Raw genomic sequence first — 23,616 nt, forward strand, 5'->3', positions numbered from 1 at the left:
GGGGATTGATTGATGGCATTTATCTAAAATTGAATATTTTCATAGAAAGCTGTCGCGAGTTCTCTCTTTCTGCCTCGCGTTCCAGGACATTCGACAGACATGACCAGCATAAATATCAAAAGCCCGCTCTGGATGAAGATCACGGGTTACGGTTTCGCCGCCGTTCTCTTTACCAGCGCCGCGATCGGCGGCCTGGCCTGGTACCGGCAGGCAGACATGAACGACAAGGCGCTTTACAGCAAGGCTGCAAGCGATCTGCAGGTAATCCAGACGGACATGGCAGCGATCCAGCGCTCGGCCTCGGCGCTCGCACTGGTTCTTGCCGGCGAGCCGGACCTGCCGAACTATATCCGCAACAATGACCGCCAGGGCCTGCTCGACAAGTTCTCCAGGAACATGACGTCGATGGCCCAGGCCGGCGGCCTCCAGATCATCACCATTTCGAACGCCAAGGGCGATGTCGTCGCCCGCATCCATTCGCCGGAAAAATTCGGCGACAACGTGATGAGCCGCCGCAAGACGGTGCAAGCTGCCGTCACGACCGGCAAGCTTGCCGCCGGCATCGAGCCGGGCAAGGCCGGAATCGGCATCTATGCCGTCGCCCCGGTCATCGTTGACGGCACCGTAATCGGTGTTGTCGATATCGGCACCGAACTATCGAACGCCTATTTTGCGCCGCTCGCCGAAGGCCTCGGCGCCGAGATCGCCGTCGACGTGCTTTCCGACGGCAAGCTCACCAACCAGTCTTCGACCGAAGGGGGGAATTCCTTCCTGCCGGCAGAGGCGATCCAGGCTGCGTTCGACGGCAAGCCGGTCTTCGACCAGGCGACCCTCGAGGGACGCGACATGCTGATCAAGGCCGTGCCGTTCAACTCGTTTTCGGGTGACAAGCTCGGCGTGTTCGAAATCGGCACCGACGCCACCGAGATCATGGCTGCAGCCCGTAGCGCGCTGTGGACGATGATCGGCGTCTCGCTGCTCACCGCAATCCTGGCGCTTGCCGGCTTCTTCCTGTTTGCCAAGTCGCTCGGCAATGCCATCGGCCGCCTGACCAGCACGATGGGACGACTTGCCTCGGGCGATCTGTCGGCCGAGATCGAAGGCGAAAACCGTCCGGACGAAATCGGCGCGATGGCCAAGGCCGTGCAGGTATTCAAGGACAATGCCGTCAAGACGCAGGCACTGGAGCGCGACGCCGAAGAACAGCGCAACCTCACCGACGAACAGCGCCGTCGCAATGCCGAAGAGGCCCGCATCCGCGCCGAAGCCATGGCGGAAGCCACCAATGGCCTTGCCACCGGCCTCAAGCATCTGTCGGCCGGCGACCTGACCTTCCAGCTCGAGCGCTCGTTCGCCGAGGATTTCGAAAGCCTGCGCGCCGACTTCAACGCTGCCGTCAGCCAGTTGCGCGGCACGCTGGGTTCGGTTGCCCAGGCGACCAGTTCGATCGATTCCGGCTCGCGCGAAGTCAGCCAGAGCGCCGACGATCTTTCCAAGCGGACCGAACAGCAGGCCGCGTCCCTGGAAGAAACCGCCGCAGCGCTCGACCAGATCACCACCAATGTCGCCAATTCCTCCAAGCGCGCCGAAGAGGCCCGTTCCGTCGCGATCCAGGCCAATGAAAGCGCCCGCCATTCGGGTTCCGTCGTTGCCAATGCCGTCGAGGCCATGGGCCGTATCGAGGAATCGTCCGGCCAGATCTCCAACATTATCGGCGTGATCGACGACATCGCCTTCCAGACCAACCTGCTGGCGCTCAATGCCGGCGTCGAGGCTGCCCGTGCGGGTGAAGCCGGCAAGGGCTTTGCCGTCGTTGCCCAGGAAGTCCGCGAACTGGCACAGCGTTCGGCCAATGCCGCCAAGGAGATCAAGGACCTGATCAGCAAGTCCTCGGTCGAAGTCGGCACCGGCGTCAAGCTGGTCAGCGAAACCGGCAAGGCGCTGAAGACGATCGAAGATTATATCGTCACGATCAACCAGCACATGGATTCGATCGCCACCTCGTCGCGGGAACAGTCGGTCGGTCTTGCGGAAGTCAACACCGCCGTCAACCAGATGGACCAGGTGACGCAGCAGAATGCTGCCATGGTGGAAGAGGCGAATGCCGCCGGTGCGACACTTGCCAACGAGGCCGGACGCCTGCGCGAGCTGATCTCGGAATTCCAGCTCGGTGGCGGCACGTCCCGCCCGGCAATGCAGACGGCCGCGCTTCGCCAGACGGCTTCGGCGATGGCAGCCCCGGTGAAATCCGCCTCGTCCCGCTCGGCACCGGTTGCCTCGCCTGCCCGCGGCATGGTCGGCAAGCTCGCCCAGGCCTTCGGCGGCGGGCGCAGCAGCAGTTCGGCAGCACCATCCACCGACAATTGGGAAGAATTCTGATCGTCATCGATCAATATCAGAACACTGGAAAGGCGGGGTTTGAACCCCGCCTTTTTCGTTTCCGACTCAGGCGAACTGGTTGAAGAAACGGATGCTCTCGACAACTGCGCCGGGGACCACGCCATTATGACTTCCGGGCATCAGTTTCTTGTCGATCGACACGCCGGCAGACCGTGCCCGATCGACGAGGAGCTGGTGATCCTGGTCGAAGGGGCGCTCTTCGGTACCGCGCAGCAGAAGCGTGGGGCATTTGAGGCTCGGGCCGAAACAGACAGACGAGCGCATGATGAATTCCCGCGGGTCTTCCGGATCGAAACGGATCTCGTCGGAATAGCGGCCGAAATAACGCCAGGCGCTGACGCCTGCGGAAATCGGCACGGCGGCACGGAATTTCCGCGTCATCGCCGAAAGCAGCGCCAGCGTGCCGCCATTCGAATGGCCGGCGAGAAAGAAGCGGTTGCGATCTATTCCCGGCAGCTTTTCCAGATAGCCGGCAGCTGCAAGCGCGTCCGACGTCTCATCGTAAAAGCCGGAATAATTGCCGGCCTGGCCGTTTTCTCCGCGAAAGGACGGCAGGAGGACAACGAAACCCGCCTCCCAATAGGCCTTCATCAGCGCCCAGTGTCCATCGCCGGTGGCATTGCCGCCGTGAAGGAAAAGCACGGCCGGCTTGAGCTTCTGCGATGGTTCGTAATGGGAAAGCCAGGCGATCAGTTCGATCGATCCGTCCGGCCCGCCCGGATAGGTGACGCGTTTTGCCCCCGGAGGCGTGCCGAGCGGCGGCGAGACTTCCGGTGCCGGACCATGTTTCAACAGGCCGGTGGAAAAGCTTTTGCGGGCAGCGGCATAATCCCTGGTTTCGAGCGGCGGTATATCGGGTGTGGTGAAGGTGGAAACGGAGGCGGCGACGGCATTTCTCGAAAGGGCACCGGCGGCGAGGCCGGCAAGGATCATGCGGCGGGTCACTGTCATTGGCAAAACATCCGGATACAGAATGAAGACACGGCACTCTTAGCAGACGATAAGATGCGCGATGTCACATGTTCGTCAATGGGGACGCGGCCAAAGACGTTTCGCAAGAGGCGATCACGGCTGCCACGCACCGACCATGGGCGGAGAAGGCTTGCGGGTGGCGCGATGCCGGAGGCGTCAGGATTTTCCTTCCCTCGTCTCGATCATCGCCGTCAATGTTTCCAGCCGGTCGGCATCACGGGGCAGCTTGTCCTGGCGAAGGCGGGCGATCCTCGGGAAGCGCATGGCCACACCCGACTTGTGGCGCGTCGAACGGTTGATGCCCTCAAAGGCGACTTCCAGCACGAAACCGAAATCCGGCTCGGCGCGCACCGCCCGCACCGGGCCGAAACGGTCGATCGTGTTGTCCCGGACGAACTTGTCGAGCACTTCGAGTTCCGCATCGGTGAAGCCGAAATAGGCCTTGCCGACCGGCACCAGCTGATCCCCCTCCTCGGACTTCGTCCACACGCCGAAGGTAAAGTCGGAATAATAGCTCGAGCGCTTGCCGTGGCCGCGCTGGGCATACAGCATGACCGCATCGACATTATAGGGATCGCGTTTCCATTTGAACCACGGCCCCTTCAGCCTTCCTGCCTGATAGACGCTGTCCTTGCGCTTGATCATTACCCCCTCGATGACCGGATCGGGCGGGGCGATGCGCAGGCGGTCAAGCTCGCTCCAGTCGGTGAAGGGGACGAGATCGGAGAGATCGAAACGATCATGAGGCGCCTTGTCGATCACCTGCGAGAGGCGGTCACGGCGAGTGAGAAAAGCCTCGCTGCGGATATCCGTCTCGCCCTCAAACAGAAGATCATAGGCGCGGACGAAGGCGGGGTATTCGTCCATCATCTTGCCTGTCACCGTCTTGCGGTTGAGGCGCTGCTGCAGGTCGGAAAAGCTGCGCGTCGGGGCATTGCTGCGTTTCGTGCCACCGACCAGAAGCTCACCATCGATGACGCCGTCGAAATTGATCGCATCGACGACATCGGGGAAAGCACCGGTAATGTCGTCGCCGGAACGCGAATAGAGTTTCTTCGTGCCGCCGTAGCTCGACATCTGGATGCGGATGCCATCCCATTTCCATTCGGCGGCATAATCGTCTGGATCAAGCTTTTCGAGATCGCCGTCTTCTACCGGATTGGCAAGCATGACCGAATGGAAGATCGCCGGCGTGGCGAGAACCGGCTTTTCCGCCCTGCCCTCCAGCCAGGCGAACAAAGGCTCATAAGGCGGCGTGAGGCCGTGCCAGAGGGTTTCTATTTCGCTGATGTCCCTGGCGTTTTCTCCAGGACCGCTCATATCGGCAAGCGCCTGTTTTGCAAGGCGGGCCGAGACGCCGATGCGCAGCCCGCCGGTGGCAAGTTTGAGGAAGGCGAAACGGCTGGAGGGATCGAGATGATCGAGGAGATCACGCACGGCGCCGCGCACCTCGGTGCGGCCCAGCGCATTCATCCGGTTGACGACCTCGGACAGGCGCGGCTGCGGATGATCAACGGCATGGTCCTTGGCACCACCATCCCAGACGAGCGAGATGGTTTCGGCGAGATCACCGACATAATCGTAGGAATAACGGAACAGCACTTCGTCCATCCGCTCCATGACGAGCTCGCGCAGCATGGCGGGCTTGACGCTTTTGAGGTCCAGCGTGCCGGCCAGTGCGGCAAGCCCATAACCGCGGTCGGGATCGGGCGTGGTGCGGAAATAATCGGCGAGCAGGGTCAGCTTGCCGTTGCGCGACGGGGTGAGGACAAGGCGGTCGAGCAGGGTTGCGAAGGCTTTCATCGCGTTACCTCCACGGCAAATTCCCCCTCTGGCCTGCCGGCTTGCCGGGGTCGAGCCGCGGATCTCGACCCGCTCTTCGAGCCCCCTACAAGGGGGGAGACAATATGCCGCGTCCGCCTGCCGTCATTGGGCGCCAGCGGTGCAACCAGGTTAAGCCTTCCTCCTTGTGGGGAGGGTTGGGAAGGGTCTTCCCTCCGTGGATGACAAGCCATCGTCAATCCCCCTCGTCCTCGTAGCCCACCAGATGCAGCGGTCTTGCCGGTATGCCCTTCAGTTCGCACCAGCGGACCAGCGCCTCCTCGCGCCCATGGGTGACCCAGACCTGCTGCGGGGCGATCTCCTCGATGGTGGCCAGCAGTTCCGGCCAGTCGCAGTGGTCGGAGACAACGAGCGGCAGTTCGACACCGCCCTGCTTGGCGCGCTGGCGGACCATCATCCAGCCGGAGGCAAAGGCGATCAGCGGCTCGTTGAAGCGCCTCGCCCAGCGATCCTGAAAGGCAGATGGCGGGCCGACGACGACGGCACCGGCAAATTCCGCCGGCCTGCTTTTTTCGATCGTCGCAGGCCTTATGTCGCCCAGTTCGATACCCTGGGACCGGTAATAGTCGCAGAGCCTTGCCAGCGCACCGTGGATGTAGATCGGCTCGGAATAACCACCATCGCGGATCAGTCGGATGACGCGTTGCGCCTTGCCGAGCGCATAGGCACCGACGAGATGACTGCGTTCGGGAAACTGTTTCAGCGAGGTGAACAGCTTTTCGATCTCGGTCCTCGGATCGGGATGATGGAAAACCGGCAGGCCGAACGTCGCCTCGGTGATGAAGACGTCACAGGCGATCGGCTCGAAGGGGGCGCAGGTGGGATCGATGCCGCGCTTGTAATCGCCGGAGACGACGATCCGCATGCCATCCTTCTCGATCAGGATCTGGGCGGAACCGAGGACATGGCCGGCAGGCCTGAACATCACCCTGACGCCATCGATGGTGATTTCCTCACCCCAGCCGGCTGCCTGTTCGGAACCGGTAAAATCCTCGCCATAACGTATCGCCATGATGTCGAGGGTCTGGCGGGTGGCAAGCACACTGTCATGGCCCGACCGGGCGTGATCGGAATGGCCGTGGGTGATCAATGCGCGCCCGACCGGGCGCACGGGATCGACGTAAAAGTTTCCGATGGGGCAGAACAGCCCGGCGGGGGTCGGATGAAGCAGGGCCTCGGGTTTCATGCCCTTGAAGATAGGAGCAGGATCCGGAGTTTCGAGGCCTCAGGCGGCGGCTTTTTCCTTGCCCGGCGTCGGCGCCAGTTGCGCCATCGGCAGGCGGATCGGCTTGAGGCAGAGACCGGCGACCAGGCCGATGATAGTAATCGCAGCCGCCGTCAGGAAGAGCGGCGAGAACGCATCGTGATAAACGGTGGCCACCATCTGGCGTGATGTTTCGGGAAGACCGGCCAGGATCTTCGGCGTTAGAGCCTCGATATCGGCAAGGCCGGGGATCGGGACCGCGGACGCCTTCAGCCCGACGCCGATGATCGCACCATAGAGTGAAATCGCAATCGAGGCGCCGCCCATGCGCATCAGCGTCACGGCACCCGTCGCCGCGCCGATATCGCCGCGAGGGACGGAATTCTGCACACCGATGATCGGTGCCTGCTGGCCGAAACCGACCGACAGACCCTGACCGAACATGATCGCTGCGACAACGAAAAGCGAAACATCGTGGCCGATCAGCGAGAAACACGACAGCATGACACAGCTCATGGCAAGGCCGATGATGGTGAAGGGCTTGTAGCGGCCGGTGATCGAAATGAGGCGTCCGGCCGAAATCGATCCGGCGACGATGCCGCCCGTCAGGGCGATGAAGAACAGACCGGCGAGCGACGGCGAAAGCCCGGTCGTCGTCTGCAGGAAGAGTGCGTAATAGTTGACCAGGCCGATGCCGACCGCGCCGGAGCAGAGCGAAACGATGAGATAGAGCGGAAAGGTACTGTCGCGGAAGAGTTTCAGCGGCACGATCGGTTCCGGCACCCGGCTTTCGACAAAGACCCAGACCGCGGCACCGACGATTCCGCCGGCGAGAAGAGCGAGCGAAGCGGGTGCAATCAGCGAACCGAAGATCTGGCGGCTGTCGGCGAAGGCGACGAGGCAGGTGATGGTTGCGGCAAGCACGACGGCGCCGAGGTAATCGATCCTCGGCTGACGTGTCGGGCGACGGTAGGGCAACATGGCAATCAGGCCGGCAATGACGATGATGCCGAGCGGCAGATTGATGAGAAAGATTGAGCGCCAGCCGAACAGGTCGCTCATCGTGCCGCCGAGAACCGGGCCAAGGCTGCCGGATGCCATGATCATCAGGCTCGAATAGCTTTGGTATTTGGCCCGCTCGCGCGGCTCGAACAGATCGGCGTTGATCGAGAAGATCGACACCATGATACCGCCGCCGCCGAGACCCTGGAAAACCCGGGCTGCAATCAGGCTGTCCATCGACCAGGCAAAACCGCAGGCAAGCGAACCCGCCGTGAAGATGACGATCGCCGCCAGCATGACGTATTTGCGGCCGAACAGATCACCGAGCTTGCCATAGATCGGCATGACCGCACTGGTTGCCAGGAGAAAGGCAGAACTGACCCAGCCGAAACGTTCCATCTGGCCGAATTCGCCGACGATGGTGGGCAAGGCGGTGGCGACAATCTGGTTGTCGAGCGTTGCCATGAACAGCGCCGCCATCAGCAGGCAGAAAACGATGAGACGCTGCCGGTGGTCGGCAACGAGCGGTACGACAGGAATCGTGGAAGGGGTCATGATCTATCCAATGTGAGGCACGATTTATGTGCCTTTAGCATATAAATGTCAACAGCACTTCAATGCTCATTGCAGATATCTGTTGCCCGCATCGCCAGCTCTGCTATTCTTCGCAGCCATGACAAAGACGATGACCGAGACCCTTTCCGCCAAGGCAGACGCCGATATCACCCATATCAGCGAGGTGATGGGGCGCATGCGCCTGATGATCGGCCGACGTGTGATCAGCCGTACGCTGATCGACAATGTCGCCCCCACACTGGAGATTTCGCATCTGGATGCGCTCAAGGCGATGCGGCGGATCGACGGCGAAGTGACGGTCGGGGCAATCGCCGACGTGATGCGGCTCGACCCGTCGCGCGGCAGCCGGCTGGTGGCGGAACTGGTGGCGCAGGGGTTACTGCGCCGCGACGCATCGCAGGCCGACGGACGCCGTTCGATCGTCGTGCGCACGGAGCTCGGCGATCGGCTGATGGCGGATCTCGACGCATCCAAACGCGCGCTTCTCGGATCCATGCTCGACGGCTGGACGGAGGAGGAACTGAGCGTCTTTGCCGTGCTGTTCGACAAATTCGTCAGCAAGTTCGAAGAGACCTATCCGAACGAAAAGGCACAGGGCCCGGCTGCGACCCGCAGCCTTGCCAACGTGTCCTAAGGCTCAGGCCGAGACCGTCAGGCGGTCGCGGCCCAGCTCCTTGGATTCGTACATGGCGTGGTCGGCACTGGCGAGAAGATCCTCGGCAAGCTCGCCGTCCTCGGGATAGAAGGCAACGCCCATGCTGCAGGTCGCAACCACGCTTACCCCTTCGACGCGAACCGGCTCTGCAACACGGGTGCGCAGCTTGTCCAGGCGGCGAAGGACGCCCGAACGGTCGCCGTCGGGATTTGAGAAAACGATGGCGAACTCGTCACCGCCCAGCCTGACGATCAGATCGCTTGCACGGATGCAGCGCGCCATGCGGCCTGACAGGGTCTTGAGAACCTCATCGCCGGCGGCATGCCCGAGCGTATCGTTGATCGTCTTGAAATTGTCGAGATCGACATAGGCGACGGTGACCTTGCGGTTTTCGCGCCGCGCCTCATGCAGGGTACGACTGAACTGGCTCCAGAACAGCGTGCGGTTGGGCAGGCCGGTCAACGGGTCGTGATGGGCCAGATGGCGGATACGACGCTCGCTTTCGGCCCGCTCTATGGCGATGCCGGCAATGTCGGTTGCCATGTTCATCAATTCCAGTTCCCGCACCGTCACCTTGCGCACCGACGGGGAATAAAGCGCAAAAGTGCCGAGCACCCGCGCGTCGGCGCCGACGATCGGCGTCGACCAGCAGGATCGGAAGCCGAACAATGTGCCCAGTTCGCGGAAATCCGCCCAGAGCGGATCGGTATGAACATCCTCGACGATCACCGTCTGATGGCTCCAGGCGGCGGTGCCGCAGGAACCGCGGCAATGGCCGATCTCGACACCATCGATGAGGGAAAGATAGGCAGGAGGCAGGCTTGGTGCGCTGCCTCCGACCAGATGAGCGCCATCTTCGTCCAGCAGCATCACGGCACCCTTCAGATCGTGAAGCTGTGTTTCCACCAGGCGAACCAGAGCGTCGAGCACAGCATCGAGCGGCTGGCCGCGAGCGATCATTTCCAGCAGGCGGGCATGGCCGTGGCGCAGGTCCTCCTGACGCTTGCGCTCGGTGATGTCACGCGACACGTCGACCAGGCCAACGATCTGGCCGGCAGCGTTGCGCAAGGCAGTCTTGGACACGGAAAGCCAGAGAATCCTGCCGTCCCTCAGAACGACCTGTTCCTCCTTCTTTTCGATCGCGACGCCACTCTCCATCACGTCCTGCTCCAGCCGATAGAGATGTTCGGCAATTGCATTCGGGAGAAGATCGAAGTCGCTGCGCCCGGACAGGACCGAGCAGTCGTCGATGCCGACAACACGACAGGCCGCCTGGTTGTTGAAGACGTAGCGGCTCTGGCGGTCCTTGATCGAGATGAAATCGGAAAGCTGATCGAGAAGCTTCAGTCCGGTAATATCCCGGAGCGCTTCAACCAGATCCGGAGCAACGCTGATCTCCATCGAGACCCGCCGCAATCGATCGGTCAAGTCTTCAAGTGTCTGCATCGGCGTCCCCAGCGCCGTGCCATATAATGCAGGACCTATCATCGTCCGCCTCCGAGCCCCCGAAACGTCCAGGAATTGCATTCCCCACAGCCACTCACCTTATGAGGCAATCCCTTCATCTTGCTTAAGGCGGCGCCAATACAGTTCATGAACAGATGATGGCAAAGTTTTTACCCGCGCGCGCAAGAATTGTGACGCAGCGCAACCAAAGATACTGCCATAGAAAACCTTTTATTGACGGGTGGAGAAAACTGGATGATTTCGAGACGTCAGCTGTTTGCCGGACTGGCCGGAGGCACCGCGATCACGCTCTTTCCGCAGTTGGCCGCCGGACAAACACGGGCGATTTCGGGTGCCGGCCTGCGCGGCTCCATCGATGCCGGGGCGCATGGTGTAAAGCCCGGTGGCGGGGCGTCGGCACAGCGTAATCTCGCGCGCCTGCTTGCCGATGCCGCGAGGCAGAACCTGCCCGTCTTCCTGCCGCCCGGCGATTATCCGGTCTCCGGCCTCGCGGTGCCGGAGGGGACAAGGATCATCGGGATTGCCGGGGCATCCCGGCTGATCCAGGCGGGCTCCGGGCCGCTGTTATCGGCCGAGAATGTGCAGCATGTGATGCTTTCAGGCCTGGTGCTCGACGGTGCAAACCGCAGCCTTGCCGGCGACGGGACGGGGCTTATCCAGTTTCGCAACGTCGCCGACCTGCGGATCGACAATTGCGAGGTTGTCAATTCCGGACGCACGGGCCTTTCTCTTGAAGGCTGCGGCGGGCGGATCGAGCAGACCCTGATATCGAGGGCCGCCGAATACGGGCTCTATGCCGTGCAGAGCCGGGATCTTTCGGTGACCGACAACCGCATTTCGGACTGCGGCAATGGCGGCATTCTCATCCATCGCTGGGAAAAGAGTACGGACGGCACGATCGTCTCGGGCAACCGGATTTCGGGGACCGGCGCCACCAATGGCGGCACCGGGCAATATGGCAATGCGATCAATCTCTACCGTGCCGACAACGTGATCGTTTCCGGCAATCACATCTCGGGTTCGGCGTTTTCCGCCATTCGTGCCAACAGCGCCTCCAATGCGCTGATCGCGAACAATCATTGCACCGCATCCGGCGAGACGGCCATCTATGCGGAATTTTCCTTCGAAGGCGCAATGATTTCCGGCAATATGGTCGATGGCGCGGCGAACGGTATTTCGGTGGTCAATTTCAACGAGGGCGGCCGGCTGGCGACGGTCTCCGGCAATGTCGTGCGCAACCTGCGCCTCACCGGCCCCTATACGATAGAGGATCCGATCTTCGGCGTCGGCATCAGCGTTGAGGCGGATACGGCGGTCACCGGCAACGTGATCGAGAATGCGCCGTTCTGCGGGCTTGCGCTCGGCTTCGGTCCATATCTGCGCAACGTCACTGTCACCGGCAACATCGTGCGCCAGGCGGCGGTGGGTTGCGCCGTGACCATTGCAGAGGGTGCGGGTGGCGCGATCATCGCCAACAACATCTTCCAGTCGCTCCAGCGCGGCGCAATCATCGGCTATCGCTGGCGGGATGCGGCAACGGGAGACCTGGCGAAAGGCGGAGCCGAGACATTCCCTCACCTGACGATCGCGGGCAATCGCGTGAGCTAGGTGTCGAGATCAGGCGGGCGCTGCCGCTCCACTGCGGGGGGCTAGATATAGGAGGGCATCCTCAAGGCCGCGGATTGCCCTGGGAGCGAAAACGACCCGACAAGTCATCGTCCATCTTTATCTTTGAGCAGCATGGCCATTCTGGCATCAAGGCGCCTATCGACGTCTTCCAATCAGGGTGCGCAAGCCGTTACGGATGACTTCGCTTTCGGAAGCGTATTGACCGGACGCGACCTTGGACTTGACCATCTCCGCCATTTCGATCGGCAGCGTGATGCTGAGCGACTGGGTGGTGCGCATGGTTTATCGCCGCTGATCATTCGACACGATTAAATCCTATCGAAAACTTTGATGGGCATCCAACGCGCATTGATCTTCCGTTCGTCACGGAAGCACTCTAGCTTCGCGGCGAAATCAATGGAGACTGCCATGCTGAAAATTTACGGGGTTTATCGTTCGCGCGCGACACGGCCGCTCTGGCTGGCCGAGGAAATCGGGCTGCCGTTCGAGCATATCCCGATCATCCAGGCCTATCGGTTGCCGGACACTTCGGCACCCGGTTGCCCGGTCAACACGCGGTCAGGCGAATTCCTGGCGGTCAATCCGATGGGCTCGATCCCGTCGATCGACGATGACGGATTCGTGCTGCATGAATCGCTGGCCATCTCGCTCTATCTCGCCCGCAAATATGGCGGCGAGTTCGGCCCGAAGGATATCGAGGAAGAAGCGCTGATGATCCAGTGGTCGCTGTTTGCCGCGACCAGCATCGAGACGCCTGCGTTGAAAATTCAGTCGACCAAGGCCGATACGCCCGAAGGGATAGCGGCCGTCGACGATGCCGCCGATGCTCTCGTGCGGCCATTCGACGTGCTGGAGAAACATCTGTCGACAACCCATTACCTGGTCGGCGACCGCTTCACCGCCGCAGACGTCAATGCCATCGAGATCCTGCGTTATGCACGCGGCTATCACCCGCTTTTCGACAGCCGTCCGTCGCTGAAGGCCTGGTATGAGGCCTGCACCCACCGCCCGGCCTATCAGTCGATGTGGGCGAAACGCAACGCCGAGCCGGCGTAAGCGCTAGCGATCACGTGGCGGCCGTCAGGCCGCCTGCTTTTCTTCGGCCAGCGCCTGCTGCACGGCAGGACGCCCCAGCATCATCCGGTAATGGGCGTGGACGCGCGGAAACTCCGCGACGTCCACGCTGTCGCTTTCCAGCCAGCCGGCCATGACGAAGAGATAGGCATCGGCCACCGAATAGGTATCGCCGAGCACGTAGGGACCTTCGAGAAGCCCGTTTTCAATCAGCGAAAAGCACTCGCGCATGGTCTGCGGTACCTTGCGGATCATGTCCGCATGCGAGGCTTCATCATCCGCCCAGCGGGCACCGCGGCGGCCATGCGCATGGTTGATATGGACGGTCGAGGCCAGATAGGCGTTGAAGGCCTGCATTTTGGCGAACAGGTAGGCGTCGGCAAACGGCGCGAGGTTCTTCTCCGGCACAAGACTGGCGATATAGGCCAGCAGCGCCACGGTTTCCGTCAGCACGCCCTTTTCCGTTACCAGTGCCGGTACGCGGCCCTTGGGATTGATCCTGAGATAGGTTTCCGATCGCTGCCCGCCATCGGCAAAGCTGATGCTGGAGACACTATAGGCCAGACCGGTCTCGGCCAGCGCGATATGGCTCGCACGCGAGCAGGTGCCGGGCGTGATGTAGAGTGTCAGCATCGTTCGAAACCCTCGCTGCAGGATCAGGCAAACATGGCGTCGGTGACGCGAACGTCGCCGACATGAATGCCGTTCCAGTTCTTCATCTGGCGGTTGGCCATGGCCATCAGCTTCGTTTCGACCTCGCCGCCCTTTTCAAAATAACGGGCGATCAGGGCAAAAATCATCGCTTCGGCGGCGCGGGTGGTGCCGTCCTCGCATTTGACCGCCATGGCGATGCCCTGATCGGGAAGTGCCGCGACAAACACGCCTTCGGCGCCGGTCTTGGCAAAGATCTTGCCCGGCGCCAGTTCCATCAGCTTCGTGCAGGCGCGGCCGGTGCCGGCGACATAGAAGGGTTCGGCCATGCAGGCGTCGATCAGCCGGCGCGACGCTTTGGCACGCGCGGCAGAAAGCCCCTCGCCCGTCAGCATCTTGGCAAACCCATGCGCCAGGCCCTTGAGCGGCACGGCATAAGTCGGGATCGAGCAGCCGTCGGTGCCGCAATTATCCTCGCCGAGCACGGCGCCGGTGAGACTGCCCATCACGTCGCGGATCTCGCGCTGCAGCGGATGGTCGTAGGCAACATAACCTTCGACCGGCGCGCCGGAATGGGCGCAGGTACAGACGAAGCCCGAATGTTTGCCCGAGCAGTTGTTGTGGAGCGCCGTCGGCTTTTCGATCGTGCGGGCCTGATGGATGAGCGCCGACTGTTCCGACGACCAATGGGCGCCGCATTCCAACGCAGAGACATCCTTGCCTGCTTTTGCCAGCATGGATCGCGCCATCTCGACATGGCGGTCCTCGCCGGAATGGGAGGCACAGGAAAAGGCCAGTTCGGCATTGCCGAAACCATAGGCATCAGCCGCACCGCTTTCGACCAGCGGCAGCGCCTGCATCGCCTTGCAGGAGGAGCGCGGGAAAACGCCAGTGTCAGAATCACCGAAGGAAAACAGTGTCTTGCCGGAGCCATCGACCACTATGCCCAATCCCCTGTGGCGGCTTTCGACAAGGTTGCCGCGGGTGACTTCAACGGTAACGGGATTTTGCATGGTCAGTCCTGGCTTTGCTGGCTTCTATTGCGATCTGAACGGGTGGCGGTCTCATAACCGTTTCGCGGAAGACTTGCACGGGAAATGCTGATGAAATCGGTAAAACGGCTGCTGATCGTGATTTTCGTCGTCTACCTCCTGCCGACCTTCGCGTCGGCCGGGCTCTGGGCGATGAAGGATCATCCATCCGGCTGGAGCGCGGCACGCTGGACCTCGGCCGACATCCTGCCGAAACCCGGAGAGAGTGAAGAGGCCGCTGTCTACATATTCTCGGCGATGACCGGTGGCCTCAAGGGTGCGGTCGCCAGCCATGCCTGGATCGTCACCAAGGAGAAGGGTGCCTCAGGCTATACGCGTTACGACAAGGTGGGCTGGGGGTCGCCGATCCGCCGCAACCATCGGGAGCCGGATGCCTACTGGTATTCCAACGCACCGCAACTGGTCGCTTCGATAACCGGCGCGAAGGCGGAGGTGCTGATCCCGAAGGTGGAGGCCGCGATCGCCACCTACCCCTATGCGCAACCCGGCGACTACACGATCTGGCCGGGGCCGAATTCCAATACGTTCGTCGCCCATGTATTACGGACCGTGCCTGAGATCGGCGCCGTTCTGCCGCCGCATGCCGTCGGACGCGACTACCTGCCGAACGGTGAATTCGTCCATCTCGACGAGGACTGGCGCGACCTGCATGTGACGATCAGGGGTCTTGCCGGATTTTCGCTCGGCAGCCGCAGCGGGTTCGAAGTGCATTTTCTCGGGCTGGTGGCAGGGTTTGATCTGACAGATCCCGGCATCAAGGTACCGGCATTGGGGCGGATCGGCCTCTGATCCGCCAGGCGTGAAGCCAACAAATGCAAAACGCCCGCGGGATGGCGGGCGTTTTCATCAGAGACTATGCCTGTTTTTCGATCAGAAGCCGTTGGCCGTGCGGGCGAAGCGACGGATATCATACGGGTTGATCCCGAGATCTTCCAGTTCGCGCGAGGTCATGCGCTCCAGCTCGGCAACCGTCCGACGATAGTTGCGCCAATTCTTGAGAGTGCGTGTAACGTTCATGATGGTCCCCCTTTCCTGGGCTTTCGAAGCGGCGGCCGGTGGTGGCGCCTTCCTGCTTCGATGGCTCCGTTATACGCCCAGGGACCGCCTATCGGTAGCATTCGATCGGCAGCACACCCATGCGCAATGAGCAGGGTCTTTTCTGATCTCGATCAAAGCAGCAGCATGAAAAACGGGCATGACTGGAGATGTTACGCCGAAAAAACATGCAGCACGGCGACAGGGGATTGCTGCAGGCGTATGGCAGACGCGCGCGTGACGATCGGCCGGATGCGCGCTTGAGGCGCCTCAATCGCAGCGTCATCGCAAGTCACGAGCGCGGGGTGATTACCAGAGATGGCGCGAGCATCTCCGGAAAAGGAAAAGGGCCGCCAAGGCGACCCTTCCATGAAATCTGGTCCGGTTGAACGAACCCGGCCTGTCTCACGACAGTCCGAAGGAAGATGAGGTTCAGGCCGAGGGCTGCCCCGTCAAGACCGCCACCTTTCCATTGCCCGTTACGCAGACCGAAATCTCATTAGACATTGGATCACCTACCTTTCATTACGTTGACGATGAATAAAAGGTAGGAGCCAAACGCATATCTTGCAAGGCAAGTTATGTAACGATGCGCGAAGATATGTGCGTTGCAAAACCGACGGGCCGGACTTAGCATTCGCGAGCCTGAGGAAGATCACGATTCTTCATTGCTGCGTTTTTATCCCATTTTCAGCACGATCTTGCCGATATGGCTGCTGGTTTCCATCAACGTGTGGGCATCGACAACTTGATCGAAATCCATCACGGAATGGATGACCGGACCGAGCTTTCCCGCTTCCAGCAACGGCCAGACCTCAGCCAGAAGATCGTCGCGGACGGCGCGTTTCTCGTCTGCCGTGCGCGGTCGCATGGTCGAACCGGTGACCGTCAGCCGCTTGACCATGATCGGCGCGAGATTGACCTTTTCGGCGATGTTGCCGCCGAGAAAGGCGATGATCGACAGGCAGCCGTCCTTGGCGAGGACCGACAGGTTCTTTTCGAAATAGGCCGCGCCGATCATGTCGAGGACGACATCGACGCCCTGCCCGCCCGTTTCCGCCCGGATGACCTCGGCAAAATCTTCGGTTTTGTAGTTGATCGCGCGCTTGGCACCGAGTTTTTCGCAGGCATCGCATTTTTCCTTCGAGCCGGCGGTCGCATAGACGGTGGCACCGAAGGCGCGTGCCAGCTGAATGGCGGTCGTGCCGATACCGCTCGATCCGCCATGGATGAGCACGCTTTCGCCATCGGTCAGCGCCGCCATCTGGAAAAGGTTTGCCCAGACGGTGAAGAAGGTTTCGGGGAGTGCCGCGGCCTTTACCGCGTCATAACCTTTCGGCCAAAACAACGTCTGACCGGCCGGCAGGACACAATATTGCGCATAGGCACCGCCATTTGCGAGGCCGCAGACCTTGTCGCCGAGCGCAAATCCGGTGACGCCCTCGCCGAGAGCGACGACTTCGCCGGCGATTTCCAGCCCGAGAACCGGGCTCGCACCCTTTGGCGGCGGATAGATGCCCTGGCGCTGCGCCACATCCGGGCGGTTGACGCCTGCAGCTTCCACCTTGACCAGGATTTCACCGGCCTGCACGGCCGGTAAGGGGCCGCTTGAAAAGGTCATCACTTCGGGAGCGCCGAAGCTGGGCAGGTCGACGAAACGCATCTCGGTGGGAAGCGGCATGGAGAACTCCTGTCAGAATGAGAACACTGACTTAGGACAGTACCCCGACGTTAGAAAGGCATGGCGCGACGCAAACCGATCACTTTGCCTGACCGAAGAGCGAGAAGACGAGCCCGCCATTATCCGGTCCGAACTGGTCCTTGCCGCTTTCCTTGGCGGCAGCCTTGACCGCCGCGATCTCGACGCTGATGCGGCCGATATCGTCGAGCAGCAGGCCTTTGGGGATTTCCAGAACGCCGATCGAACAGCGAAGCAGCGGGAAGTCGCGTTCACGGCCGGAACGGTCATGGCCGCGTATCTTGCCGGCAGCACGCTCTTCTTCCGAATAAAGTTCGACGACATCGCCATGGAAATCGGACAGCAGGCGCTCGAGAATTTCCTCTAGCTCGTCGCGAGCCCAGTCGCGCACGCCGATGAAAAAATCGTCGCCGCCTATATGGCCGAGAAAATCTCCCTCGGAGAAGAAATAACGCTTCATCAGGGCGGCAAACAGCGAGATCGCGTGGTCGCCCTTCTGAAAACCGTAGTGATCATTGAACGGCTTGAAATTGTCGAAATCGCAATAGCAGAAAAAGCGGGTTTCCTCGTCGTCGCGACCGGCTTCCTGCATGAAATCGCGCACGGCACGGTTGCCCGGCAGGCTGGTCAGCGGGTTCTGGTCCTGGGCGATCTTCAGCTGCTTTTCGTTGACCACCTTGATCAGCGAGGCGGCCGAGACGACGCCGGCATAACGCAGGTTTTCGGTCAGGATGACACAGGCGCTGTTTTCCATGTTGGCGAACAGGCTCATCAGCTCCTCAGCCTCGGCATCAAGACCGATGATCGGGGCCCGTTCGACAAAATGGGCAATCGTCCGCTCGTAGACCTTGTTCTTCAAAAGGTCGCGGCCGAAGGGCTGATAGATGAATTCCTTCAGGTGATATTCGTTGATGACGCCGCGCGGTTCGCCATTGGCATTGAGCACCGGGAAAAATGCCTGGCGCGGATTGCGGCGGAAAAGTTCGAACACCGTATCGATGCTCTCGTTTTCATAGACCGAGGGCAGCTTTTCGATCTGCTTGCGGATCAGGATCTCGTCGAGCGACTGGCTGGAGCGACGAGCCCGGCCGATCTCCGCGAGATAGGGAAAGGACGGCTGCAGCTCGGTCAGGAATGTCGTCGGCCTGGCGATGAAAAAGCCCTGGACGAGGTCGACGCCATATTCCCGGCAGGCAAGAAATTCGGCTTCCGTCTCGATCCCTTCCGCGATCACCCGGATACCGAGAACATGGGCGATGTTGACGATGTTCTTGACCAGATGGCGCTTGCGCGGATTACGATCGATATCGGAGACGAAGTGGCGGTCGATCTTCAGGTAATCGACCGGGAAGTCGCACAGCAGCTTCATTTCGCCGTGGCCGACGCCGAAGTCGTCGATCGCGAGCTTGAAACCGGCCTTGCGCATTTCCGCCACCAGATCGGCGAATTCCGGCACGCTGGTATTGTCGAAACGCTCGGAGAATTCGAAACAGACGGAGGACGGCGCGATATGGGCGGCGCGCAGGTGGTGAAGCACTTTTTCGAGAAACTCGTGTCCCTGGCGGATCAGCCGGACGTCGAGATTGAGAAACAACGTGGCCGAGGAATAATCCGGCAGGGTGGCGAATTTTGCGAGCGCCCGACCGGACATCATCTGTTCCAGCGCCAGAAGCTGCCCCGCCTTCTGCGCTTCGTCGAGAAGTTCGGGCGGCGACGAAAAGCCGATCCGCTCATGGCCGCGCAGCAGCGATTCGTACCCAAAGACCGTGCCTGTCGCGACTTCGACAATCGGCTGGAAGGCATTTTCGAGAACCAGCTTTCCAAGCGTCACGAGCTGATCGCCTGCATAACGCCGGACGACACTCGGCTCGAGAACGGCCGCAGAAGACATACGCATTACTCCACTGCACATAACCGCTGGGACCAAATCCTCGCGCGGGGCTTTCAAATGACGTTGCGCAAGTTGTCTCGCGACCCGTCAACAATCCGTTTCCCCTCTATGAAAATTGCATGAAGCTTTTGTGACAGCCGTCCCGTATTTACTTAAAAATCAATGCATTAACTGGCGTCTATCAGGCAGCACGGGCAGCCAGTGCAAGCGCCACAATCGCCCAGCCCTGGATGATCAGATCGACCGCCAGAAAGGCGCCAAGCACCAGCAGACTGTTGACCGGCCAGCCGAGAGCAATGACAAGGCCGGCCAGTGCCGTAATGGCGCCGGCGGCGATCACCCAGGTCGAGCCGCGCAGCGGGCGAAGCCGGAAACCGACCCGCATGCGGAATATGCCGGCGACCATCAGCGCGATCGCCATGATAAGCGTCAGGACCACGGCCGTCAGTGCCGGGTTCCAGAAAGCGAGCAGGCCGGCAATCGTGTAAAGCGCGCCGCTCAAACCCCAATAGAGACCGTGTTCCCAACCCTTGAGCTGGAAAGCATGAAGGAGATGAGCAATGCCGCCGATCAGCATCAGCATGCCGACATAAAAAACCGAGGCGATGGTCGCGGCGAACAGATTGGCGAAGGCGACGAAACCGAAGATGATCAGCAGGATGCCGAGCGCCAGGAACCATCCCCATCTTTCATGCAGTTTCGAGACGGGCGGCGTATCCAGACCGAGAACCATGACTACATCCTTTGTTTCGAGACAGCCCAAGCCAAGACGGACCGAATGCCGCGGCCTGGATGTTTTCAGGATTGCTCCTCAGGATCTGGCGCAGTGTGCCTCAGCTTCAATGGCGCGCTTTTGAGACAGCACGGTTCGCAATCGCCGCTTGATTGAAAGCGCGATCAAAAATAACTCGTTAGGGTGCCAGTTTCCGCATTTCAGAAAGCCCGCCGCGATCATGTCCCGCCCGAACATCCTCATCATCATGGTCGACCAGTTGAACGGGACGCTGTTTCCCGACGGCCCGGCGGACTGGCTGCATGCGCCGCATCTTAAGGCGCTCGCCGCCCGTTCGGCGCGGTTTGCCAACAATTACACATCCTCGCCGCTCTGTGCACCGGCCCGCGCCTCGTTCATGGCCGGGCAATTGCCGAGCCGGACGCGGGTCTATGACAATGCCGCCGAATATGTCTCGTCGATCCCGACCTATGCGCATCACTTGCGCCGTGCCGGCTATTACACGGCGCTTTCGGGAAAGATGCATTTCGTCGGGCCGGACCAGATGCACGGGTTCGAGGAGCGGCTGACGACCGATATCTATCCGGCCGATTTCGGCTGGACGCCGGATTACCGCAAGCCGGGCGAGCGGATCGACTGGTGGTATCACAATATGGGTTCGGTGACCGGCGCCGGTGTGGCCGAGATTTCCAACCAGATGGAATATGACGACGAAGTGGCATTTCTGGCCAACCAGAAGCTTTACCATCTGTCGCGCGAAAACGACGATGCGGATCGCCGGCCCTGGGCGCTGACCGTGTCGTTTACCCATCCGCACGACCCTTACGTGGCGCGAAAGAAGTTCTGGGATCTCTACAACGATTGCGAGCACCTGATGCCGGACGTCGGCATGCTTGAGCACCAGGACCCGCATTCCGACCGCATCCTGAAATCCTGCGACTATGCCAGCTTCGGGATTACCGAAGACAATGTGCGCCGCTCGCGCCAGGCCTATTTCGCCAACATCTCCTATGTGGACGAAAAGGTCGGCGAACTGATCGACACTTTGACCCGCACGCGGATGCTGGACGATACGGTCATCCTGTTCTGTTCCGACCATGGCGACATGCTGGGCGAGCGCGGATTGTGGTTCAAGATGAACTTTTTCGAGGGATCTGCGCGGGTGCCTTTGATGGTGGCCGGCCCCGGAATCACCCCTGCCCTACACTCCGCACCGGTTTCCAATCTCGACGTGACGCCGACGCTGTGCGATCTCGCCGGTATCTCGATGGCCGAGATTGCGCCGTGGACGGATGGCGAGAGCCTGAAACCGGTGATCGACGGCGGCACCCGCACCGCGCCGGTGCTGATGGAATATGCCGCCGAAGCATCCTATGCGCCGCTGGTCGGCATTCGCGAGGGCCGTTGGAAATACATTCACTGCGAGCTCGACCCGGAACAGCTTTATGACCTTGAGGCCGACCCGAAGGAGCTGACAAACCTTGCCGGCGATCCGGCCTATGCCGATGTAATGAATGGCTTTCGGGCCAAACGTCTGGCCAAATGGGACATGGCGGAATTTGATTCCGCTGTGCGCGAAAGCCAGGCCCGCCGCTGGGTGGTCTATGAGGCGCTGAGGAACGGCGCCTATTATCCCTGGGACCATCAGCCCTTGCAGAAAGCCTCAGAGCGCTACATGCGCAACCACATGAACCTCGACAATCTGGAAGAGTCCAAGCGCTATCCACGTGGGGAATAAGGCACATTGGGCGGAGACAAGAGAATGAAAGCACAGCCGAAAGCCAGCCACTTCATCGATGGCGAATATGTGGAAGATGAAGCAGGCAGCGTCATCGAAAGCCTTTACCCCGCCACCGGCGAGGTGATCGCAAGGCTGCATGCGGCAACGCCCGCGATCGTCGAACGCGCGATTGCGGCCGCCAAACGTGCCCAGCCGGAATGGGCGGCGATGGGCCCGACGGCGCGCGGCCGCATTCTCAAGCGTGCAGCCGAGATCATGCGGACAAGGAACCGCGAGCTTTCCGAACTCGAGACACTCGATACCGGCAAGCCGATCCAGGAGACGATCGTTGCCGATGCGACCTCGGGGGCCGACAGTTTCGAGTTTTTCGGCGGCGTGATCGCGGCCGGCATGAACGGCCAGTATATCCCGCTTGGCGGCGACTTTGCCTATACGAAGCGGGTGCCATTGGGCGTCTGCGTCGGCATTGGTGCCTGGAACTATCCGCAGCAGATCGCCTGCTGGAAGGGTGCGCCGGCGCTCGCTGCCGGCAATGCCATGGTGTTCAAGCCATCGGAAAACACGCCGCTCGGGGCGCTAAAAATCGCCGAAATCCTGATCGAGGCCGGGTTGCCAAAGGGGCTCTACAATGTCATCCAGGGTGACCGGACGACCGGGCCGCTGCTCGTCAACCATCCGGATGTCGCCAAGGTGTCGCTGACTGGCTCGGTGCCCACCGGCCGCAAGGTGGCGGCGGCCGCAGCCGGTAGCCTTAAGCACGTGACGATGGAGCTTGGCGGCAAGTCGCCGCTGATCGTGTTCGACGATGCGGATATCGACAGTGCCATCGGCGGAGCGATGCTCGGCAACTTTTATTCGACCGGACAGGTCTGCTCCAACGGCACTCGCGTGTTCGTCCAGAAGGCGATCAAGGACGAGTTCCTGTCACGGCTGAAGGCGCGGACGGAAAAGATCGTCATCGGCGAACCTATGAACGAGGCGACCCAGATGGGACCGCTGATCTCGTTCGACCAGCGCCATAAGGTGATGACCTATATCGACAAGGGCAAATCTGAAGGTGCGACGCTTGTGACCGGCGGCGGCATTCCCAACGATGTCACCGGCGAAGGCTATTACATCCAGCCGACCGTGTTTGCCGACGTGACCGACGAGATGACGATCGCGCGCGAAGAAATCTTCGGGCCGGTCATGTGCGTGCTCGATTTCGACGACGAGGCGGAAGTCATAGCCCGAGCAAATGCGACGGAGTTCGGCCTTTCGGCCGGCGTGTTCACAGCCGATCTTTCGCGCGGGCATCGGGTGGTGGATCAGCTGGAGGCGGGCACTTTGTGGATCAACACCTACAATCTCTGCCCGGTGGAAATTCCCTTCGGCGGCTCGAAACAGTCGGGCTTCGGACGGGAAAACTCGCTGGCCGCGCTGGAGCATTATTCCGAGCTGAAGACGGTCTATGTGGGAATGGGCAAAGTTGAGGCGCCGTATTGATGGCCAAAGCGGCTACCGATTTTGCATCTTTCCTGACTTCGGTGAATCCGCCTTACGTTCATCGCATCTCGGCGGAAAAGACCGAGTTAGAACAAGCTGTTCGCGATGCCGAAATCAGCCATCTATTTGAAGTCGAATTGGGCCATTGCAGCAGCCTCTCCGACACCTTTCGGTCATTTATGACAGGATTGTCCCTGCCATACCGAAATCTCAATACGGATGCATTTATCGACGTCATGAGAGATCTGCACCCGATAAATCCCAAGGGTGCATTTGTCGTTATACTCTCTCAGGCAGATCTCTTCCTTCGCCGTAATACATCAGGCTTTGACGAGCTAACCAGCCTTTTAAATTCTACAGGATCGGAATGGGCAAAAGCCATCGCGGATGGGTCGCAATTTGACAGGCCATCGGTAGCTTTTCATGTTCTTGTGCCCGTCTCCAGCAGCATCAGGCTGCCCCTTCCCACAGCCGATTATCCACTCTGATACCGCCGGCCAAAATCCCA

General features: G+C 60.7%; 19 protein-coding genes and 1 pseudogene. 8 read left to right on the forward strand and 12 right to left on the reverse strand.

The window, feature by feature from the left end; genetic code table 11:
* Positions 1 to 99: 99 nt before the first annotated feature.
* Complete coding sequence (locus AC2GXZ_RS07335; RefSeq protein ID WP_483758500.1) at positions 100 to 2,379, forward strand: methyl-accepting chemotaxis protein; 2,280 nt, start codon at positions 100 to 102, stop codon at positions 2,377 to 2,379.
* A gap of 66 nt (positions 2,380 to 2,445) precedes the next feature.
* On the opposite strand, the gene AC2GXZ_RS07340 is transcribed toward AC2GXZ_RS07335, so the two are convergent.
* The 4 genes from AC2GXZ_RS07340 to AC2GXZ_RS07355 all read right to left on the reverse strand — a co-directional run bounded on the left by AC2GXZ_RS07340 (position 2,446) and on the right by AC2GXZ_RS07355 (position 7,975).
* A complete protein-coding gene (locus tag AC2GXZ_RS07340; RefSeq protein WP_483758501.1) occupies positions 2,446 to 3,351 on the reverse strand; it encodes an alpha/beta hydrolase family protein in 906 nt (301 codons plus the stop codon).
* A 177-nt stretch (positions 3,352 to 3,528) separates the two neighbouring features.
* Positions 3,529 to 5,175 (reverse strand): cisplatin damage response ATP-dependent DNA ligase, encoded by a 1,647-nt coding sequence (locus AC2GXZ_RS07345; RefSeq protein WP_483758502.1) that lies wholly within the window; start codon positions 5,173 to 5,175, stop codon positions 3,529 to 3,531.
* Positions 5,176 to 5,389: 214 nt separating this feature from the next.
* Positions 5,390 to 6,400 (reverse strand): ligase-associated DNA damage response exonuclease, encoded by a 1,011-nt coding sequence (locus tag AC2GXZ_RS07350; protein ID WP_483758503.1) that lies wholly within the window; start codon positions 6,398 to 6,400, stop codon positions 5,390 to 5,392.
* Positions 6,401 to 6,439: 39 nt separating this feature from the next.
* On the reverse strand, positions 6,440 to 7,975 hold the full coding sequence (locus AC2GXZ_RS07355; protein ID WP_483758504.1) for an MDR family MFS transporter: 1,536 nt from the start codon (positions 7,973 to 7,975) through the stop codon (positions 6,440 to 6,442).
* Between the two features lie 130 nt (positions 7,976 to 8,105).
* On the opposite strand from AC2GXZ_RS07355, the gene AC2GXZ_RS07360 reads away from it, so the two are divergent.
* The gene (locus AC2GXZ_RS07360) at positions 8,106 to 8,630 is read left to right on the forward strand and encodes a MarR family winged helix-turn-helix transcriptional regulator (protein WP_483758505.1); all 525 of its coding nucleotides are present in this window, start codon (positions 8,106 to 8,108) and stop codon (positions 8,628 to 8,630) included.
* A gap of 3 nt (positions 8,631 to 8,633) precedes the next feature.
* Here the strand turns inward: AC2GXZ_RS07360 and AC2GXZ_RS07365 are convergent, their stop codons facing one another.
* Positions 8,634 to 10,097 (reverse strand): diguanylate cyclase domain-containing protein, encoded by a 1,464-nt coding sequence (locus AC2GXZ_RS07365; RefSeq protein WP_483758506.1) that lies wholly within the window; start codon positions 10,095 to 10,097, stop codon positions 8,634 to 8,636.
* Positions 10,098 to 10,352: 255 nt separating this feature from the next.
* On the opposite strand from AC2GXZ_RS07365, the gene AC2GXZ_RS07370 reads away from it, so the two are divergent.
* Positions 10,353 to 11,726: a TIGR03808 family TAT-translocated repetitive protein gene (locus AC2GXZ_RS07370; RefSeq protein ID WP_483758507.1), complete on the forward strand. Its 1,374-nt coding sequence runs from the start codon at positions 10,353 to 10,355 to the stop codon at positions 11,724 to 11,726.
* A gap of 165 nt (positions 11,727 to 11,891) precedes the next feature.
* Here AC2GXZ_RS07370 and AC2GXZ_RS07375 read toward each other — a convergent pair.
* Positions 11,892 to 12,026 (reverse strand): annotated as a pseudogene (locus tag AC2GXZ_RS07375) (ribbon-helix-helix domain-containing protein); the annotation flags it as partial.
* Between the two features lie 129 nt (positions 12,027 to 12,155).
* On the opposite strand from AC2GXZ_RS07375, the gene AC2GXZ_RS07380 reads away from it, so the two are divergent.
* Entirely contained in the window at positions 12,156 to 12,803 is a 648-nt protein-coding gene (locus tag AC2GXZ_RS07380) for a glutathione S-transferase family protein (RefSeq protein WP_483758508.1), read from the forward strand.
* Positions 12,804 to 12,827: 24 nt separating this feature from the next.
* Here the strand turns inward: AC2GXZ_RS07380 and AC2GXZ_RS07385 are convergent, their stop codons facing one another.
* Positions 12,828 to 13,454 carry a glutathione S-transferase family protein gene (locus AC2GXZ_RS07385; RefSeq protein WP_483758509.1) on the reverse strand — a complete coding sequence of 209 codons (627 nt, stop codon included), beginning with the start codon at positions 13,452 to 13,454 and terminating at the stop codon, positions 12,828 to 12,830.
* A 23-nt stretch (positions 13,455 to 13,477) separates the two neighbouring features.
* Positions 13,478 to 14,485: an asparaginase gene (locus tag AC2GXZ_RS07390; RefSeq protein ID WP_483758510.1), complete on the reverse strand. Its 1,008-nt coding sequence runs from the start codon at positions 14,483 to 14,485 to the stop codon at positions 13,478 to 13,480.
* 90 nt (positions 14,486 to 14,575) lie between these two features.
* Here AC2GXZ_RS07390 and AC2GXZ_RS07395 point away from each other — a divergent pair, with 90 nt between their 5' ends.
* A complete protein-coding gene (locus tag AC2GXZ_RS07395; RefSeq protein ID WP_483758511.1) occupies positions 14,576 to 15,313 on the forward strand; it encodes a DUF3750 domain-containing protein in 738 nt (245 codons plus the stop codon).
* Positions 15,314 to 15,394: 81 nt separating this feature from the next.
* Here AC2GXZ_RS07395 and AC2GXZ_RS07400 read toward each other — a convergent pair whose 3' ends face one another.
* The 4 genes from AC2GXZ_RS07400 to AC2GXZ_RS07415 form a co-directional block, all read right to left on the reverse strand.
* On the reverse strand, positions 15,395 to 15,541 hold the full coding sequence (locus AC2GXZ_RS07400) for a DUF1127 domain-containing protein (protein WP_483758512.1): 147 nt from the start codon (positions 15,539 to 15,541) through the stop codon (positions 15,395 to 15,397).
* Between the two features lie 697 nt (positions 15,542 to 16,238).
* Positions 16,239 to 17,240, reverse strand: coding sequence for an NAD(P)H-quinone oxidoreductase (locus AC2GXZ_RS07405; RefSeq protein WP_483758513.1), 1,002 nt, complete (start codon positions 17,238 to 17,240; stop codon positions 16,239 to 16,241).
* 79 nt (positions 17,241 to 17,319) lie between these two features.
* Positions 17,320 to 19,149, reverse strand: a complete 1,830-nt coding sequence (locus AC2GXZ_RS07410) for a GGDEF domain-containing protein (protein WP_483758514.1) — start codon at positions 19,147 to 19,149, stop codon at positions 17,320 to 17,322.
* Between the two features lie 181 nt (positions 19,150 to 19,330).
* The gene (locus tag AC2GXZ_RS07415) at positions 19,331 to 19,882 is read right to left on the reverse strand and encodes an HdeD family acid-resistance protein (RefSeq protein WP_483758515.1); all 552 of its coding nucleotides are present in this window, start codon (positions 19,880 to 19,882) and stop codon (positions 19,331 to 19,333) included.
* Between the two features lie 220 nt (positions 19,883 to 20,102).
* On the opposite strand from AC2GXZ_RS07415, the gene betC reads away from it, so the two are divergent.
* From betC to AC2GXZ_RS07430, 3 genes are read left to right on the forward strand one after another with little or no spacing between them, the layout of a single operon-like run.
* Entirely contained in the window at positions 20,103 to 21,620 is a 1,518-nt protein-coding gene (gene betC / locus AC2GXZ_RS07420) for a choline-sulfatase (RefSeq protein WP_483758516.1), read from the forward strand.
* Between the two features lie 24 nt (positions 21,621 to 21,644).
* On the forward strand, positions 21,645 to 23,108 hold the full coding sequence (betB, locus tag AC2GXZ_RS07425; RefSeq protein ID WP_483758517.1) for a betaine-aldehyde dehydrogenase: 1,464 nt from the start codon (positions 21,645 to 21,647) through the stop codon (positions 23,106 to 23,108).
* Positions 23,108 to 23,596, forward strand: coding sequence for a barstar family protein (locus AC2GXZ_RS07430; protein ID WP_483758518.1), 489 nt, complete (start codon positions 23,108 to 23,110; stop codon positions 23,594 to 23,596). Before betB ends, AC2GXZ_RS07430 begins: the two co-directional genes overlap by 1 nt.
* Positions 23,597 to 23,616: the final 20 nt, after the last annotated feature.

It is taken from the genome of Aliirhizobium sp. YIM B11859 (assembly GCF_057163345.1).